This window comes from Rhodococcus sp. I2R (assembly GCF_020889545.1).
Lineage (GTDB): Bacteria > Actinomycetota > Actinomycetes > Mycobacteriales > Mycobacteriaceae > Rhodococcoides.
In genome coordinates, this window is record NZ_JAHUTG010000013.1 from 54,219 (window position 1) to 70,857 (window position 16,639).

The window sequence follows — 16,639 nt, forward strand, 5'->3', positions numbered from 1 at the left end:
CGCCTAGTGCCCGACGACCACTGCGCCCTCGGGGGCCTCAGGTAGTAGCCCCGGCTTGAGGACAACGGCGGAGATGACAGCCCCGAGCAGGAAGATGCCGGTTGCCCACCAGAATGTGGTGGTGTAGCTGGCGATCTCGGCATTGGCCTGCAGCGCGAGCGCATCGGTTGCCGTCGCGACGTTGTCGGTGACGTAGTTCGCTGCCGCAGTGGCCCCGATGGTGCTCAGCAGGGCGGTGCCGATGGAGCCGCCGATCTGTTGCATCGTGTTGACGGTCGCCGACGCGACTCCCGAGTCGTCGGGGTCGACTCCCGAGACAGCGCCCTGCATGGCTGGTGCCATCGTGGCTCCCAAGCCGGCGCCCATCACGATAAGGCCGGGCAGGATGTGCGTCGTATAGCTGCTGTCGACTCCGATCTGCGTCAGATATCCCATCCCGGCAGCCGCCAAGATGAGGCCGGTGGTCATCAGCACACGCGGTCCGAAGCGCGGTAGCACGATCGAGGTGGACAGCGTGGCGGTGATGATGAGCGAGACGATCATCGGCATGAAAGCGAAGCCGGTGCTGATCGGGGTGAAGCCGAGCGTGTTCTGCAGGTAGTACGTGAGAAACAGGAACACTGCGAACATTCCTGCCCCGGTGACGAAGACGGCGAGGAACGACCCTGCGCGCGTCCGGTCGAGGATGATTCGCAGCGGCAACAGTGGGTGCTCGACGCGCCTCTGAATGGCGAAGAACGCTCCGAGCAACACGACACCGGCGACCAAGAACGCGATGGTGACGTTGTTTGACCAGCCGTCGGATTCGGCGTGAGCGAAACCGTAGACGATGGCGAACAACGCGGCGGAGACGGTCACCGTGCCGGGGATGTCGAGCCGCGGCCGGACGTCGACTTTGTGCTTGGCGAGCAGGATGAACCCGGCCACGAAAGCGAAGGCTGCGAAGAACAGATTGACGTAGAGGCTCCAGCGCCAGCTCGCCCATTCGGTGAGCATGCCCCCGAGCAGCAGACCCAATGCACCGCCGCCGCCTGCGATAGCACCGAAAATACCGAATGCTCGTGCTCGTTCCTTCGGGTCGGTGAACGTGGTCGCGAGGAGCGAGAGCGCGGCGGGGGCCAGCAGAGCGCCGAAGACGCCCTGGCCGGCGCGGGCCGCGACCAACATGCCGAGGTTCACCGCTGCGCCGCCGGCCGCGGACATGATGGCGAAGCCCACCAGGCCGACGAGGAATGTGTTGCGGCGACCGAAGAGATCGCTCAGTCGTCCGCCCAAGAGCAGCAAGCTTCCGAACGCGAGGGCATACGACGTGACCACCCAGGATCGGTTGCTGTCGTCGAAGCCCAGATCGAGCTGAGCTGCCGGTAGTGCGATGTTCACGATGGTGGCGTCGAGCACCACCATCAGCTGGGCGAGGCCGAGGGTGGCCAGAATGAGCCAGCGGTTGCGGTGCGACTTGGCTGCGGTGGTGTCGTCCCCGGTGTGTTCCGACGACGACACATCGTCTGGTGTCAGTGCGGTCATGATGTCCCCTGATCGACTATTCGGAGGTGTATCCTCCGCTTATGCCACGAAGGTAGCAGCTAACCGGAGGAGACGCCTCCACTTATCGGATGAAACGGACATCAATGACTGTGAGAGCGGACACATCGGCGATCGGTGTCGACAAGCCGCTGCGGGCCGACGCCGAACGCAATCGCCGACGCATCATCGACGCGGCACGCGAGTTGTTCGCCACGCGCGGCATCGACATCACGCTCGACGAGGTAGCGGCCCACGCCAAAGTCGGCGTAGGGACGGTCTACCGACGTTTCGCGTGCAAGGAGAACCTCATCGACGGTGTCTTCGAGCAGCGTCTCGAGGACGTACTGCTCATCGCTCAGGAAAGTCTCGGGATCGACGACGCCTGGGATGGCCTCGCGATGTTGCTCGAGAGGGTCTGTGAGGGGATCTCGGCCGACCGGGGGCTCAACGACGTCTTGATGGGCACGGACGAGGGGCGCATGGGTATCGCGAGGATGCGCGAACGTATCGACCCGTTCATCGAGAGAATCGTTCTTCGGGCACGTGAATCGGGTGCCCTTCGTGCGGATGTCGAGGTGAACGACTTCTTCGCGATCATCGCAATGGTGGCCGCCGCCGCCGAACTGAGTTGTGTGATCGAACCGTCGAACTGGCGGCGCTACTTCACGATCATGCTCGACGGTTTACGCGCCGAGGCCGGGGTCGTCACTCCGCTCCCGGGGCGAGCGTTCACGAGCGAGGAGATTGCGGAGACCAAAGCTGCGATGCACGGCTGCCGTCGCTGATTGTTGTTCGGCACAACAAGTACGACCGATTTTCATCGTGCATGCCGCTCCCGTTGTGCACGGTCCCAAGTGTGCTCAGTGCGGTAGTGATCGGCGCGACCCTGGCCTTGGCGCTGTGGGCTTCCTCACGTAACGTGCCTCCGGAGCGTTACTACTGCCCGGTAAGTCCGCGGGCGCCGAACAGAGATCAACGGGGGTTACATGCGAGTGTCACGGGTTCTTGGTGCAGCGATCGGTGCTGCCTTGCTTACGGCGACCATGGCGACGCCCGGCGCGCTCGCCCAGCCCCCGTCGGGATCGTCCACCGGTTCGACGGTGGAGTCGGACTTCTATCTGCCGCCGAGTCCACTGCCCGCAGGTTCGCCGGGGGACCTGATCCGCTCGGAGCCATCGCACCTTGCGATCTCGCTACCCTCAATCGGCGGGACTTTGCCGGGTGTGGCAACCCGAATCATGTACCGCAGCAACGATTCCAATGGCGAAGCCAATGCAGTGACAGGCACCTACATCGACCCGGCAGCCGAATGGACGGGCCCCGGGCCGCGTCCGCTCGTCGTGGTCGCGCCCGGCACGCAGGGGCAGGGCGACCAGTGCGCGCCGTCGAAGATGCTCAACCACCTCATCACCTACACCCCGCCGATCGGCCCAATGGTCGAGTACGAGGTGCTCGCCGCCTATTCGTTCCTCGTCCAGGGATACGGCGTTGTGATCACCGACTACGACGGTCTCGGCACCCCCGGCGCACACACCTACGTCAACCGCGCGGCCGAGGCGCACGCAGTGCTCGACGCAGCGCGTGCGGCGCAGCGATTGTCGGGTACCAAGATCTCCGGGAACGGCCCGGTCGGCGCGTACGGCTACTCGCAAGGCGGCGGCGCAGCCGCCGCAGCCGCCGAGCTCGCCGATGAGTACGCTCCCGAGCTGGACCTCGTCGGAACGTACGCGGGTGCACCGCCTGCCGATCTGAAGAAGGTGCTCGAACAGGTCGACGGCACCATCCTCACGGGCGTCATCGGCTACACGCTCAACGGGCTGCTCGAATCGGACCCCCACCTGCGACCGTTGGTGGACGCAAACATCAACGACGCCGGTCGATCAATGCTGAACATGGTGGCAAATCAGTGCGCCGGTGAGACGATTTTGACTGTCGGACTACGTCGTACGCAGCAGTACACCAACAGCGGCGAGCCGCTGTCGGTCATCCTGGATCGCCTTCCGGAGGCGAAGGAGGTTCTCGCCAAGAACAAGATCGGCGAGCGCACTCCCAGTGCACCGGTGCTGATTCAATCGGGCACCTCGGACGATATCGTTCCCTACGGTCAGGCCGAAGAACTCGCCGGAGCTTGGTGCGGTCAGGGTGCAACGGTTCAGTTCAGTGCCATGAACCTCCCGCCACTCGTGCCAGGATCCGGTGCAGGCCATGTCATTCCGGCCGTTCCAGGTTTCCTCGGCATGGGAGAGGCGCAGGCCTGGTTGAAGGATCGCTTCTACGGCGTACCTGCGCCGACCAACTGCCGATGACCCCCCATGTACGGGTCGTGCGTTCTCAGCGCGGCCCGTACATGATCACTGCCACGCCGATCAGACAGATCGAGGCACCGGTGATGTCCCACCGGTCCGGGCGGAAACCGTCGGCGACCATGCCCCAAGCAAGGGAACCGACGACGAACACGCCACCGTAGGCCGCGAGAATGCGGCCGAAATTGGCGTCGGGCTGCAGGGTCGCGACGAACCCGTACAGGCCGAGGGCGATCACCCCGGCGCCGATCCAGATCCAACCGCGGTGCTCGCGCACGCCCTGCCAAACGAGCCAGGCACCGCCGATCTCGAACAGGGCCGCCACGCCGAACAGCAGGACCGACTTCAGAACCGTCACAGGGCGCAATCGTCCCATATCTGCGCAAGGGGGTGTAGAAAGAGCGTGTTCCGGGTATGAGAGTGCGAACGCGCAACGATGAGGATCAACGACAATGCTGAACAACGCGAACGATCACGAGGTGGCTGGCCGCCGTGCGTGAGTCCTATACCCTTCAACTCGACGATCTGGCATCCGACCTGGCGCAGATGTGCCACTTGGCCGAGATCGCCATGGCGTCGGCTACTCGCGCGTTGTTGACTGCCGACCTGACCTTGGCCGAAGAGACCATCAGTGGCCGTGAACCGATCGACGTGCTCGCCGTGGAGTGGGAGCAGAAGGCTTTTGCTTTGCTCGCACTCCAGGCTCCTGTCGCAATGGACCTTCGAAGTACCGTGAGCGGCATCCATATCGTCGCTGACCTGCAACGGATGGGTGGGCTCGCGATACACATCGCCGAGTTGGCTCGCCGTCGTCACCCCGCCCACGTGCTGCCGCCCGAGGTCGAGGGTGTGTTCGCCGAGATGGGCCGCGTCGCGGTCGACCAAGCGCACGCCACGCGCGCGGTATTGCTGGGCCGCGATGCCGATCTGGCCGCCGAACTGCAGACCAAGGACGAGGCGATGGACGAGCTGCACCGCAGCCTGTTCACCCTGACCTCCGCGCCGGACTGGCCGCACGGGGTGGCGGCCGCGGTCGACATCACGCTGCTGGGGCGCTTCTACGAACGGTTCAGCGATCACACCGTGGAAGTGGCCAAACGCGTCATCTTTCTCGTCACCGGCGAGTTCCGCCCGGAGGAGTCGTGACCGAGGGGGCACTCGAACTGCACACAGAGCCCACTGGTGGCAGTATCAGCCAAATGAAACGTGACGTCTCGGCCTATCTCGACGTGGATGTCACCGAGGCCAGCACCCTCGAGTTCCAGATCGCCATCGCCCCACATCCCGGAGCCGACGTGTGGGAAGCGCTCTCGTTCAGCCTCGATGGCCAGCCCGTCGACGCCCAGGAGATCAGTGGTGCGCACGGCACTCGCATCCACAAGCTGTATTGCGGTGTGGGCAAGCTCGAGGTCTCGTACTCGGCGACCATCTACGGCAACGCCGATCCGGCGCCCGTCTCCGACTACGACCTGTCGCTGTATCTGCGGCCGAGTCGCTACGCCGAGGCGGACAAGTTCTTCGGTTTCGCTGCAACAGAATTCGGATCCTACGAGCCGTCGGAGAAGTTGCTGGCCGAGGTGTCCTCGTGGGTAGGTTCACGGTTGAGTTACGTACCCGGCAGCAGTGATCCGATCGATGGAGCCGCCGACACGCTGCTCGCCGGTGCCGGAGTCTGCCGCGACTACACGCATCTGGTTGTCGCGCTGCTGCGCGCGGTGAACGTGCCGGCCAGGCTCGTGGCCGTCTACGCGCCGGGCTGTGACCCGATGGACTTCCATGCCGTCGCCGAGGCGTTCGTCGACGGTCAGTGGCGAGTGGTCGATGCCACGTGCCTGGCACCGCGTTCGACTCTCGTACGCATCGCGACCGGTCGTGATGCGGCCGACACGGCATTCCTCGACAACCACGGCGGGTCCATCATCCTCAACAGTGCCACGGTGGGAGCCATCGTCGACGGCCCACTCCCGTTCGACGACATCACTCAACTGGTGTCGATCACCTAGATCGACGGCAGTGCCGGAGAAGTGACATGATCGAGGTCATGTCTGTCACATTGCACCTGGTCGGCGACCCCGAGGCCGATGCGCTCCTCGCCGAGGATCCGTTCGCGCTGCTGATCGGGATGTTGCTCGATCAGCAGGTGCCGATGGAGTCGGCGTTCGCCGGCCCGAAGAAACTCGTCGACCGGCTCGGTGATCTGAAGGTGAACACCATTGCCGCGGCCGATCCGGAAGAGTTCGCAGCCGTGTGCGCCACAACGCCTGCCGTGCACCGGTTTCCGGGGTCCATGGCCAAGCGAATCCAAGGGCTCGCCGAGTATCTGGTGGAGAACTACGACGGCAAGCCCGATCAGATCTGGCGACGCGGCGACCCCGATGGCGCAGAAGTGTTGAAACGTCTCAAAGCCTTGCCGGGGTACGGCGACCAGAAGGCGCGAATCTTCCTGGCTCTGCTCGGTAAGCAGATGGGTGTCACACCGGAGGGCTGGCGCAGCGCCGCAGGTGCTTACGGTGACGAGGGAGCCCGCAGATCGATCGCCGATGTCGTCGACGCGCAGTCTCTGCTCGAGGTCCGGGAGTTCAAGAAGGCCGCAAAGGCGGCAGCAAAGAAGAAGTGACGACGTACGAGGATTGGCTCGCTGGTCTCGGTGCCGATCGGCTTGAAACGCTGCTGCGGCTGCGCCGGGACGTCGCGCTCGATCCGCCGCCCCGCACCTTCGACTCGCTGAAATACCTGCTGCACACGCCGCGGTCGATCACGGCAGCGCTGCGATCGGTCGACCGTAGCGCCTTGCTCGTGCTTGCAGCGTTGGACGAGAACTGCACACGGGCCGAGCTCGGGGCCCGATTCGACGAGGGCGGCAAAAACACCACCGAAGACATCGACCGGGCGCTCGCCGAACTCGTCGACCGCGGAATCGTCTGGCCCAGCGCCGCACACAGCTATCGGACCTCACCGCTGGATGGGCGCACGATCGATATCGACACGGTCCCGCACCTGGCGCCGCCGCCTCTGCGGCCGATCCGGGTGTCCCCACCGTCCTCGCAACAACTGGCGCTCGCCCGATACTGCGATACCGCCGATGCGGTCCTCACCGAGGTGGATTCGGGTTCGGTCCCCGTGCTCAAATCGCGCGGAATCGGGGCCCGGGTGGTGAAGTCGCTGGCCAAGACCGTCAAAGACGATGAGCTCGTCGTCGAACTCGTGCTCACCCTCGGTGCGGCTGCCGGGCTGATCACCGCCGAGGGCGACCTCGCCCGATGTACTACCTCGTTGGCTGCCTGGCGCGAATCTGAACGCGAGGTGAAATGGGCACGATCGGTGGCGCTGTGGTGGTGCTCGGGAGGATCGCCGACGAACAGGGCTCCGTCGAAGGACAAGGCAACCCCGGTGCTGCGGATGACCCCGCATTGGCCGTCGACCACCCGTCTGCGACACCGAATGATCGCCGAGATGCCATCTGCCGGTGTCGGCTCGGAGCGCGAGGCGGCGGCGTTCTTCGAGTGGGCCATGCCCGATCTCGTCGACGAAGCCCAGCCCGGTGACGTCGCCGCGATCTGGCGCGAGGCAATGATCCTCGGAGTTCTGGTCGATGGGTCTCCGAGCGAACTGTCGTCGGAACTGGGGCGACTCGTTTCGGCGGAGGTCGAGGACGTCGTGCTCGCCTTGAAACCGGCGGCGCGGAGAATCGTCGACTCCTCGGCGTGCACGCTGCACCTGCTGCCTGACCTCACTGCGGTGGTGGCAGGCCCGGTGAGCGACCGGATTTCGGCCCTTCTGACAGCATCGGCCGAAGCCGAATCGAAGGACGCGGCGTCGACGTGGCGGTTCACCCCGACCTCGGTGCACCGATGCCTCGACGCCGGGGGAACCGCCGAAGGGCTACTGGCGGAGCTGTCCGACACCGCTGCAACGGTCATTCCACAGTCGCTGGAGTACCTGATCAACGATTGCGCGCGTCGCCACGGAATCGCCGAGGCGATGTTCGATTGTGGTTACGCGCCGCTCACACCCACGGCAGGTTCTCCTACCTCCGCGAAGGCGACCCCGAGCAGCTTCGCTGACCGATCCCTGTTGATCGAACGCACGGGTTTCGATCCAGCGACGCTGGCCGCCCACCTCGTGTCCGGAACGCCCGTCGAGGTCGATCTCGACCGTGTGGCACACAGGCTGCGGGCCGGGGCTGGGTTGCCGGCCCGCGATTGCGTCGTACTGGCCGGTGCGGTCTCGCACGGCGAACCTGTTGCTGTCGACCTCGTCGACCGAAAGTCGGGAATTGTCAGGGACGAGTTGCGTGATGCGGTTCTCGACGCAGGCGTCGTGCACGCATGGTCGCTGCGGGCGAACGGCCGACGCAGTATCGAACTGACGAGTATCCGGATGGTGCGGGCGCTGCGGTCCTAGGCATCCATCCGAGCCGATTCGCTCATCTCGCGTTCGAGTTCGGCGCGGATCTCGGCGATGTAAGCCCCGGGCGCGGAGCGGATACGGGTCATCACCCGTTCCAGTGGTTGAGCCTGCGGTTCGTGTTCCATGCTCCACAAGACCATCTCGAAGAGCACCGGCAGCGCGTCGACAGCTCTTGTGGTCGGGACGTACTTGACCTGGTTGCGTTCGCTACCGCCCACTCGGTTTACCAGGTCGGCGGCTTCGAGTCGCTTGAGTCGATCCATCAGCACGCTGGTCGAGATCCGTTCGTCGGAGTCGAGGAACTCCACCGGACGTCGTTTGCCGACCAGCAGCATGTCGCGCAGCACCAGCAACGTCCACGGATCCCCGAATACCTCGAGGAACATGTTCATCGGGCACGTAGATTTTCCCACCGCGCGTTTCATGTCTGCCAGCATACCCGTAAACATTTGCATGATCAGAATGTTGAGCTACGATTGTCGGCGAACCATCGACTACCCGCAGTTCTCGAACCGAGGAGTACTTGTGCAACAGAACGTGATCGACACTGTCTCCGCGATGACCGCTGCCCTCGAACGCGGCGATATCGACACCGTCATGTCCTTCTACGTCGACGACGCGGTGGTGGCATTCGAGCCCGGCGAACCCGTACGCGGTGAGCAGCATTTGCGGGCCGGGTTCGCGGCCTTCGCCGCGGCAAAACCGGAATTCAGGTATGACGACGGACACGAGGTCATGACCACCGGCGACATCGCGGTGCATATTGCGCCGTGGACGATGAGCGGCACCGCCGCCGACGGCACACCGATCGTCGACAGCGGACTGTCGGTGGCTACCCTGCGCCGCCAGGTCGACGACAGTTGGAAGATCATGCTCGACAACCCCTTCGGAGCTCGCCTCATCTCCTGACCAGTGCGCCGAGAAGACTCGACACGGAACGGCCATAGCCGGTGGGACCGAGTGCGCGAGGCGGTCCTTTTCGGCTGTGCCGGGGCATCGCTGCCGGTGTCGGTGACCGCCGGTACCCTCTGACCCGTGGCTCTCTACCGGAAGTACCGTCCCGCGACGTTCGCCGAGGTCGTCGGTCAGGAGCATGTCACCGAACCCCTGTCCGTCGCGCTCGACGCCAATCGGATCAACCACGCGTACCTCTTCTCCGGGCCCCGGGGATGCGGAAAGACCTCGTCGGCACGCATTCTGGCGCGATCGCTCAACTGCTCGGAAGGCCCGACGTCGACGCCCTGCGGTGTGTGCAACTCGTGCGTGGCACTCGCCCCGGGCGGTCCGGGCAACTTCGATGTCGTCGAGATGGACGCGGCCAGTCACGGCGGCGTGGACGATGCCCGCGATCTCCGCGACAAGGCCGTGTACGCACCGGCTGAATCGCGCTACGTCATCTTCATCATCGACGAAGCCCACATGGTCACGACGGCAGGCTTCAACGCTCTGCTCAAGGTCGTCGAAGAGCCGCCGGAGCATCTCGTCTTCATCTTCGCCACGACGGAGCCCGAGAAGGTGCTGCCGACGATTCGGTCCAGAACGCATCACTACCCGTTTCGTCTCTTGCCGCCGTCGACGATGCGAGGTCTGCTCGAAAAGATCTGCGCACAAGAGGCCGTGGCGGTCGAAGATCCGGTATTTCCGCTCGTCATCCGGGCAGGCGGCGGGTCACCGCGTGACTCGCTCAGTGTGCTCGACCAGTTGCTCGCAGGTGCTGGCCCGGAGGGCGTGACCTACCCGCGGGCCCTTTCGCTGCTCGGTGTCACCGACGTCGCCCTCATCGACGAAGCCGTCGACGCACTGGCCGCGGGAGACGGTGGGTCGCTGTTCGGAACCATCGACAAGGTCGTCGACGCCGGTCATGATCTACGACGGTTCGCCACCGACCTTCTCGAACGGCTCCGCGATCTGATTCTGCTCAGAGCGGTTCCCGACGCGGGAGAGCGCGGACTCGTCGACGTGCCCGGTGACGTGCTCGAGCGGTTGCACGAGGAGTCGCAGCGCATCGGTTCGGCGACCTTGGCGCGGTACGCAGAGATCGTCCATTCGGGGTTGGGGGAGATGCGCGGTGCGACTGCCCCGCGCCTGCTGCTCGAGGTGATGTGCGCGCGTATGTTGCTGCCCTCGGCTTCCGATGCCGAATCGGCCGTGTTGCAACGCCTCGAGCGGCTCGAGCGTCGTCTCGACGTCACCCTGCCTGCTGGTGAACAGGCTGCCGTGGACCGGGTAGCAGACGATCGCGTGGCCCCGCAGCGGCAGCCCGAGGCGGCTGCGCCCGCCGCCGACGCGCCCCCTCCCAAGTTCGTGCGTCCCTCACAGCGGCCCGCGGCCGAGCCGGAGCCGACGCCGGAACCGACACCCGAGCCGAAACCTGCGCCCGAACCAAAGCCCGAACCACAGCCCGTGGCGACGCCCGAGCCCGAGCCTGAACCCGCGCCGGAGCCGGTGCCCGAATCGACCCCTGAACCTGAACCGACACCCGAGCCCGTGCCGGAACCTGAACCGACACCCGAACCTGAACCGGAACCGACACCCGAGCCTGCACCGGCGGCCTCCACACAGCCCGATGCGGCCGCTGTGCGCGCTGTCTGGTCGGAGGTCCGGACAAAGGTCCGTGAGCGCAGCCGCACCGTCGAGGTGATGCTCTCCGGCGCATCCGTGCGGGCGGTCGACACCGAAACCATCACGCTCGGCCACGACTCGGCGCCGCTGGCCAAGCGACTGCAAGAACCCCGCAATGCCGATGTCATCCGGGATGCGCTGCGTGATGTATTCGGCGTGGACTGGGCGGTGACGTGCGTGGTCGGAGCAACTGCTCCAGCCGACGAAGCCCCGGTGGTCAAGTCAGCCGCCGAGGCCGCGAACGCGCCCACAGCGAAGTTCTCTCGTCCCAGCCAGAGCAGACCGGCCCGCAGCACCGACGACGCCTTCGGCTCGGCTGGAGATGGTTCCGGCGGCGGGGCGGCCAGCGGCGTCCGATCCAGCGACGCCGACGACGACATTCCGCCGCCCGAGGCGCCGGACTATCCGGACGAGCCCGAACCGGCGGGACCGCCGCCACCGGAAACGGCAGAGGATGAGGAAGAGCTGCTCAAAGCGGCAGCGGAACCAGCGGACCCCTCGGTCCGCCGTGACCCGGAGACCGTCGCGATGGAGCTGCTGCAATCTCAGCTCGGCGCCACACCGCTCAAGGAGTAGGTCAGAAGTTGAGTAGGTCAGAAGTTCAACGCTAGGCGGTCAGGCAGGCTCGACGTCGTCCGGATCGACGAATACCAGCCGACCGTCGTCGAGCGCGACGGCGTAACGGTGGGCACGAGCCCAGGTGCGATCGGTTACTGCGGCTTGATCGCCGAAGTCCTCCTTGACCACGCCCGATTCCTTCGGCCACTGATCCCGGGGGAGTTCCGGGTCGGAGCTGTAACGCACCTTGACGGGGGCGCCTATCGTGAACGGCTGTCGGGTGTCCATCGCTTCATCTCCTGCTTTTGCGCCAATGTCCCCCCACGGGTCGATGATATATACCCGGGCGCGTTTGTTCCCAAACAGCTATGCGGTCACGGACCACGCTCGTTTGAGTCCTTCTCCCGCCCGTGCAACACGTTCTAGGCTGTGACGATCCGAGGTGTATTCCTCGTGTCCTGCGGCGTCGGTGAGCGTCGCCGCCGAACCGAAGTACGTGGAAGGAACTACCCGCTGTGACTACAGAGGCGTTCATTTACGAAGCAATCAGAACACCGCGCGGCAAGGGAAAGAACGGGTCCCTGCACTCGGTCAAGCCGATTTCGCTGGTCACAGGATTGATCGACGAGCTCCGCCGTCGATTCCCCGACCTCGACGAGAACCGGATTTCCGACCTCATCCTCGGCGTTGTCTCGCCGGTGGGCGACCAGGGCGCCGATATCGCGCGCACCGCGGTTCTCGCTGCGAAGATGCCCGACACCGTCGGCGGATTCCAGCTCAACCGCTTCTGCGCATCCGGCCTCGAAGCCGTCAACCTGGCGGCACAGAAGGTGCGTTCCGGCTGGGACGAGGTCGTCATCGCCGGCGGCGTCGAGTCGATGTCCCGTGTCCCCATGGGCAGCGACGGCGGCCCCTGGGCCATGGACCCGGCGACGAACTACGACACCTATTTCGCTCCTCAGGGCATCGGCGCCGATCTGATCGCGACGATCGAGGGCTTCTCCCGCGAGGACATCGACGCGTACGCCGTGCAGTCGCAGGAGCGCGCGGCAGCCGCATGGTCAGGTGGATACTTCGCCAAGTCGGTCGTCCCGGTCACCGACCAGAACGGGCTGCTGATCCTCGACCACGACGAGCACATGCGTCCCGGCACCACAGTCGAATCCCTCGGCAAGCTCAACCCGGCGTTCACCGGTATCGCCGCAATGGGCGGGTTCGACGACGTCGCGCTGCAGAAGTACCACTGGATCGAGAAGATCGATCACGTCCACACCGGCGGCAACAGCTCCGGAATCGTCGACGGTGCGGCTCTGGTCCTGGTCGGTAGCGAGCAGGCCGGCAAGGATCTGGGCCTAGTTCCGCGCGCCCGCATCGTCGCCACCGCCACCAGCGGAGCGGACACCACGATCATGCTCACCGGCCCGACGCCGGCATCGAAGAAGGTGCTCGCCACCGCCGGACTGACCGTCGACGATATCGATCTGTTCGAGCTCAACGAGGCGTTCGCGTCCGTCGTGCTCCGCTTCCAGAAGGATCTGCAGATCCCGAACGAGAAGCTCAACGTCAACGGCGGCGCCATCGCTATGGGTCACCCGCTGGGCGCCACCGGCGCCATGATCACCGGAACCGTGCTGGACGAGCTCGAACGACGCGGCGGCCGGTACGCCCTCATCACCCTGTGCATCGGCGGCGGCATGGGCGTTGCCACCATCATCGAGCGAGTCTGAGGAACACTATGTCGAACAACATGATCAATTGGGAAAAAGACGCCGACGGCATCGTCGTACTCACGATGGACGACCCCAACCAGGGCGCCAACACGATGAACCAGCTCTACAAGGAGTCGATGGGTGCCACCGTCGACCGCCTCGAGGCGGAGCTGGACAGCATCACCGGTGTTGTTCTCACCTCGGCGAAGAAGACCTTCTTCGCCGGCGGAGATTTGAACAACCTTCTGGCTGCTCGTCCCGAGGACGCGCAGCTGATCTTCGACGAGGTGCAGGGAGTCAAGGCTCAGCTGCGTCGCATCGAGAAGCTCGGCAAGCCGGTCGTCTCCGCCATCAACGGCGCGGCGCTCGGCGGCGGACTCGAGATCGCCCTCGCGACGCATCACCGCATCGCGGCCGATGTACCCGGTGTCCAGATCGGTCTGCCCGAGGTCTCGCTCGGCCTGCTGCCCGGCGGCGGCGGCGTTGCCCGCATCACGCGACTGCTCGGCATTCAGAACGGCTTCATGACCGTCCTCGCGCAGGGCACTCGGTTCCGTCCGTCGAAGGCCCTCGAGATCGGTCTGATTCACGAACTGGTCGGCAGCATCGACGAGTTGGTGCCCGCCGCGAAGGCGTGGATCAAGGCCAATCCGGAGGGCGGCGTCGCACCCTGGGATGTCAAGGGTTACAAGATCCCCGGCGGAACCCCGTCGAACCCGAAGCTCGCGCAGGTCCTGCCGGCGTTCCCGTCCAACCTGCGCAAGCAGATCAAGGGCGCACCGATGCCGGCTCCGCGCGCGATTCTCGCTGCGGCAGTCGAGGGTGCGCAGGTCGACTTCGACAATGCGTGCACCATCGAGTCGCGTTACTTCACCGAGTTGGTCACCGGCCAGGTCTCGAAGAACATGATTCAGGCGTTCTTCTTCGATCTGCAGGCCATCAACGCGGGCAAGTCGCGTCCGGACGGCATCGAGAAGACGAAGTTCACCAAGGTCGCAGTCCTCGGCGCCGGGATGATGGGCGCAGGCATCGCCTACGTCTGCGCCAAGGCCGGCATCGAGGTCGTGCTCAAGGACGTTGCGCTCGAGTCCGCTCAGAAGGGCAAGGCGTACTCCGAGGCCATCGAGGCCAAGGCAATCTCGCGTGGCAAGACCACGCAGGAGAAGTCCGACGCTCTGCTCGCCCGGATTCACCCGACCGCGGACGCCAAGGACGTCGAGGGTGCCGACCTCGTCATCGAGGCAGTCTTCGAGTCCGAGGAGCTCAAGCAGAAGGTGTTCCAGGAGATCGAAGACCTGGTCGATCCGACCGCACTGCTCGGTTCCAACACCTCGACGCTGCCGATCACGAGCCTCGCTCAGGGCATCAAGCGCCAGGAAGACTTCATCGGAATCCACTTCTTCTCACCCGTCGACAAGATGCCGCTGGTGGAGATCATCCGCGGCGAGAAGACCTCCGATGCTGCGTTGGCGAAGGCTTTCGACCTGGTGCAGATCATCAAGAAGACCCCGATCGTTGTCAACGACAGTCGCGGGTTCTTCACCTCGCGCGTCATCGGCACCTTCATCAACGAGGCCATCGCGATGCTCGGTGAGGGCGTCGAGCCGGCGACCATCGAGCAGGCAGGTCTGCAGGCCGGCTACCCGGCAGCGCCGCTGCAGCTCTCCGACGAGCTGACGCTCAACCTGATGCAGAAGATCCGCAAGGAAACCTACGACGCGCTCGTTGCTGCGGGTCAGACCCCTCCCGAGGATCCGGCGGGTGCGGTCATCGACAAGATGGTCGACGAGTTCGAGCGTCCGTCCAAGGCGAAGGGCGCGGGCTTCTACGAGTACGCCGACGGCAAGCGCACCGGTCTTTGGCCCGGACTGCGCGATGCCTTCAAGTCGGGTTCGGCGGACGTTCCGTTCGAGGACCTCATCGAGCGGATGCTGTTCATCGAGGCCATCGAGACCCAGAAGTGCTTCGACGAGGGTGTGCTGAACACCACGGCCGATGCCAACATCGGCTCGATCTTCGGTATCGGCTACCCGGCGTGGACGGGCGGCGTGCACCAGTACGTCGTCGGCTACAAGGGTGGTCAGGCGGGGTTCGTCGCGCGCGCTGACGAGCTCGCAGCCAAGTACGGCGAGCGTTTCACCGCGCCGGACTCGCTCAGGTAGGCGACTTCGTCACATGTGCGCGGAAATACATAGCCTGCTATGTATTTCCGCGCACATGCGCGTAGCGCCTCACATGTTGCGGTACGCGATCAGACGTTCGGCGCCGTCGGTGAATTGTTGCCGCATCAGCGTGCATGCGAGCTCGACGTCACCGGCGCGCAGGGCGTCGATCAGCTTCTCGTGATTGCGCACCGTGGATCGACCCCAGTCGGGGTCGGCAGCGTACAACCGCTTCGGGGTGTAGCGCGTTGCATTGTTGAGGAACCAGGCGAGCTTGTTCGCCTCGGTCAGACGGTTCAGGACGCGATGAAACTCGAACTCGTAGTCCTCGACCTCGTCGGCTTGCCCCGCGTCCACCGCAGCCGACAGCGACGCGTTGAGCGTCGTCAGTTCGGCGAGTACGGACTCGGTGATCAGCGGTGCTGCCCGCCGAACGAGTTCGACGGCAATCTGCCCCTGTAGCCAGAAGATGTCGACGATGTCCTCGACCGTCAGCGGTGACACGACGTAACCGCGGTGCGGGACGAGTTCGACCATGCCCTCGCCACGCAAAGTCAGTAGTGCCTCACGCACCGGGGTGACACTGACGCCCAGCTCGGCTGCCGTCTCGTCGAGCCTGATGAAATCACCCGGCCGGATCTCCCCGGACATCACGAGGTGCCGCACATGATTGGCGACGTCCTCGCTCAGCTGAGGCCGCCGGCGCAGCGCGGATGCGGCCGCCTGGGCGGGTTGACGTCTCACAGCCATCGGACCAGCAAATCACATCACCGACCTGACGGTGGACGCCCAGGTGGAACACCGGGGCCGAGAACAGAAAATCGAGCAATGAGTTACGGCGCGCCGAGCGTGTTGCTCGGCGCCGCCGTTTCCTCATTGCTCGAAGTCACTCGACGCCCGTACGGCATCGTGATCGTCCTCGTGCGAAACGGTGTGTTCCTACACGCGCCAGCGGTGTCAGGAAGCGACAGCAGCCAGCAGCGCTTCGCGCTGGTTTGCGCCGAGGCCACCGATGCGGCGGGTGTCTGCGATGGACAGCTGCTCGAGCAGCTGAGCGGCGCGCACCGAACCGACACCCGGGAGTGCCTTGATCAGGGCGGACACCTTGGTCTTCTTGACGATTTCGTCGTTCTCGGCTTTCGCGAGAACGTCAGCAACGCTGAGCTCGCCGGATTTGACGGCGGCCAGCAGCTTCGACCGCGCGGTGCGCGCCTCGGCCGCCTTGGCCAACGCTGCGGTGCGCTGTTCCGGAGTCAGTACTGGTAAAGCCATGGCCTTATCTCCTCGATAGTTTCGACCCGTCGCTCGTTGACATGGTCTTCGACCCTCTTGCATCGTGCACGGTGGCTCG

General features: G+C 65.0%; 16 protein-coding genes. 10 read left to right on the forward strand and 6 right to left on the reverse strand.

Translation table 11 applies throughout. From position 1 onward, the window contains the following. Positions 1-3: 3 nt before the first annotated feature. A complete protein-coding gene (locus KVY23_RS15200) occupies positions 4-1,524 on the reverse strand; it encodes an MFS transporter (protein ID WP_230557300.1) in 1,521 nt (506 codons plus the stop codon). Positions 1,525-1,628: 104 nt separating this feature from the next. Between KVY23_RS15200 and KVY23_RS15205 the strand changes: the two genes are divergently transcribed. Then, positions 1,629-2,309, forward strand: a complete 681-nt coding sequence (locus KVY23_RS15205; RefSeq protein ID WP_230557301.1) for a TetR/AcrR family transcriptional regulator — start codon at positions 1,629-1,631, stop codon at positions 2,307-2,309. A gap of 201 nt (positions 2,310-2,510) precedes the next feature. Next, a complete protein-coding gene (locus KVY23_RS15210; protein WP_230557302.1) occupies positions 2,511-3,830 on the forward strand; it encodes a lipase family protein in 1,320 nt (439 codons plus the stop codon). Positions 3,831-3,855: 25 nt separating this feature from the next. On the opposite strand, the gene KVY23_RS15215 is transcribed toward KVY23_RS15210, so the two are convergent. Beyond that, positions 3,856-4,185, reverse strand: a complete 330-nt coding sequence (locus tag KVY23_RS15215) for a YnfA family protein (protein ID WP_230557303.1) — start codon at positions 4,183-4,185, stop codon at positions 3,856-3,858. A 134-nt stretch (positions 4,186-4,319) separates the two neighbouring features. On the opposite strand from KVY23_RS15215, the gene phoU reads away from it, so the two are divergent. Genes phoU through KVY23_RS25135 form a run of 4 tightly spaced genes read left to right on the forward strand, consistent with a single transcriptional unit; the run spans position 4,320 to position 8,231 of the window. Continuing rightward, positions 4,320-4,973 carry a phosphate signaling complex protein PhoU gene (phoU, locus tag KVY23_RS15220; RefSeq protein ID WP_230557304.1) on the forward strand — a complete coding sequence of 218 codons (654 nt, stop codon included), beginning with the start codon at positions 4,320-4,322 and terminating at the stop codon, positions 4,971-4,973. Positions 4,974-5,026: 53 nt separating this feature from the next. Then, positions 5,027-5,830: a transglutaminase family protein gene (locus tag KVY23_RS15225; RefSeq protein WP_075838523.1), complete on the forward strand. Its 804-nt coding sequence runs from the start codon at positions 5,027-5,029 to the stop codon at positions 5,828-5,830. A 38-nt stretch (positions 5,831-5,868) separates the two neighbouring features. Continuing rightward, positions 5,869-6,444: an HhH-GPD-type base excision DNA repair protein gene (locus KVY23_RS15230; RefSeq protein WP_230557305.1), complete on the forward strand. Its 576-nt coding sequence runs from the start codon at positions 5,869-5,871 to the stop codon at positions 6,442-6,444. After that, positions 6,441-8,231 (forward strand): helicase-associated domain-containing protein, encoded by a 1,791-nt coding sequence (locus KVY23_RS25135; protein ID WP_230557306.1) that lies wholly within the window; start codon positions 6,441-6,443, stop codon positions 8,229-8,231. Before KVY23_RS15230 ends, KVY23_RS25135 begins: the two co-directional genes overlap by 4 nt. On the opposite strand, the gene KVY23_RS15240 is transcribed toward KVY23_RS25135, so the two are convergent. Then, the gene (locus tag KVY23_RS15240) at positions 8,228-8,662 is read right to left on the reverse strand and encodes a helix-turn-helix domain-containing protein (RefSeq protein WP_230557307.1); all 435 of its coding nucleotides are present in this window, start codon (positions 8,660-8,662) and stop codon (positions 8,228-8,230) included. The two genes, KVY23_RS25135 and KVY23_RS15240, sit on opposite strands and share 4 nt — an antisense overlap. Positions 8,663-8,762: 100 nt before the next feature. Here KVY23_RS15240 and KVY23_RS15245 point away from each other — a divergent pair, with 100 nt between their 5' ends. Both KVY23_RS15245 and KVY23_RS15250 read left to right on the forward strand, forming a co-directional pair. Continuing rightward, entirely contained in the window at positions 8,763-9,146 is a 384-nt protein-coding gene (locus tag KVY23_RS15245; RefSeq protein WP_230557308.1) for a nuclear transport factor 2 family protein, read from the forward strand. 126 nt (positions 9,147-9,272) lie between these two features. Continuing rightward, positions 9,273-11,435 (forward strand): DNA polymerase III subunits gamma/tau, encoded by a 2,163-nt coding sequence (locus KVY23_RS15250; RefSeq protein ID WP_230557309.1) that lies wholly within the window; start codon positions 9,273-9,275, stop codon positions 11,433-11,435. A gap of 39 nt (positions 11,436-11,474) precedes the next feature. Here KVY23_RS15250 and KVY23_RS15255 read toward each other — a convergent pair whose 3' ends face one another. Beyond that, entirely contained in the window at positions 11,475-11,705 is a 231-nt protein-coding gene (locus KVY23_RS15255) for a hypothetical protein (protein ID WP_075838498.1), read from the reverse strand. A gap of 227 nt (positions 11,706-11,932) precedes the next feature. Between KVY23_RS15255 and KVY23_RS15260 the strand changes: the two genes are divergently transcribed. Together KVY23_RS15260 and KVY23_RS15265 are read left to right on the forward strand one after the other, a co-directional pair. Beyond that, the gene (locus KVY23_RS15260) at positions 11,933-13,144 is read left to right on the forward strand and encodes an acetyl-CoA C-acetyltransferase (protein ID WP_230557310.1); all 1,212 of its coding nucleotides are present in this window, start codon (positions 11,933-11,935) and stop codon (positions 13,142-13,144) included. An 8-nt stretch (positions 13,145-13,152) separates the two neighbouring features. After that, positions 13,153-15,288 carry a 3-hydroxyacyl-CoA dehydrogenase NAD-binding domain-containing protein gene (locus tag KVY23_RS15265; RefSeq protein WP_206508994.1) on the forward strand — a complete coding sequence of 712 codons (2,136 nt, stop codon included), beginning with the start codon at positions 13,153-13,155 and terminating at the stop codon, positions 15,286-15,288. A 69-nt stretch (positions 15,289-15,357) separates the two neighbouring features. Here KVY23_RS15265 and KVY23_RS15270 read toward each other — a convergent pair whose 3' ends face one another. Together KVY23_RS15270 and mihF are read right to left on the reverse strand one after the other, a co-directional pair. Continuing rightward, entirely contained in the window at positions 15,358-16,038 is a 681-nt protein-coding gene (locus KVY23_RS15270; protein ID WP_230557311.1) for a GntR family transcriptional regulator, read from the reverse strand. A gap of 207 nt (positions 16,039-16,245) precedes the next feature. Further along, positions 16,246-16,560: an integration host factor, actinobacterial type gene (gene mihF, locus KVY23_RS15275; protein ID WP_026347388.1), complete on the reverse strand. Its 315-nt coding sequence runs from the start codon at positions 16,558-16,560 to the stop codon at positions 16,246-16,248. Positions 16,561-16,639: the final 79 nt, after the last annotated feature.

Bases quoted from the DNA above. Each gene is read 5' to 3' on its own strand.
- KVY23_RS15200 (WP_230557300.1), bottom strand. From the start codon at position 1,524: ATGACCGCACTGACACCAGACGATGTGTCGTCGTCGGAACACACCGGG.
- KVY23_RS15265 (WP_206508994.1), top strand. From the start codon at position 13,153: ATGTCGAACAACATGATCAATTGGGAAAAAGACGCCGACGGCATCGTC.
- KVY23_RS15205 (WP_230557301.1), top strand. From the start codon at position 1,629: ATGACTGTGAGAGCGGACACATCGGCGATCGGTGTCGACAAGCCGCTG.
- KVY23_RS15230 (WP_230557305.1), top strand. From the start codon at position 5,869: ATGTCTGTCACATTGCACCTGGTCGGCGACCCCGAGGCCGATGCGCTC.
- KVY23_RS15255 (WP_075838498.1), bottom strand. From the start codon at position 11,705: ATGGACACCCGACAGCCGTTCACGATAGGCGCCCCCGTCAAGGTGCGT.
- KVY23_RS15225 (WP_075838523.1), top strand. From the start codon at position 5,027: ATGAAACGTGACGTCTCGGCCTATCTCGACGTGGATGTCACCGAGGCC.
- KVY23_RS15240 (WP_230557307.1), bottom strand. From the start codon at position 8,662: ATGAAACGCGCGGTGGGAAAATCTACGTGCCCGATGAACATGTTCCTC.
- KVY23_RS15270 (WP_230557311.1), bottom strand. From the start codon at position 16,038: ATGGCTGTGAGACGTCAACCCGCCCAGGCGGCCGCATCCGCGCTGCGC.
- KVY23_RS15210 (WP_230557302.1), top strand. From the start codon at position 2,511: ATGCGAGTGTCACGGGTTCTTGGTGCAGCGATCGGTGCTGCCTTGCTT.
- mihF (WP_026347388.1), bottom strand. From the start codon at position 16,560: ATGGCTTTACCAGTACTGACTCCGGAACAGCGCACCGCAGCGTTGGCC.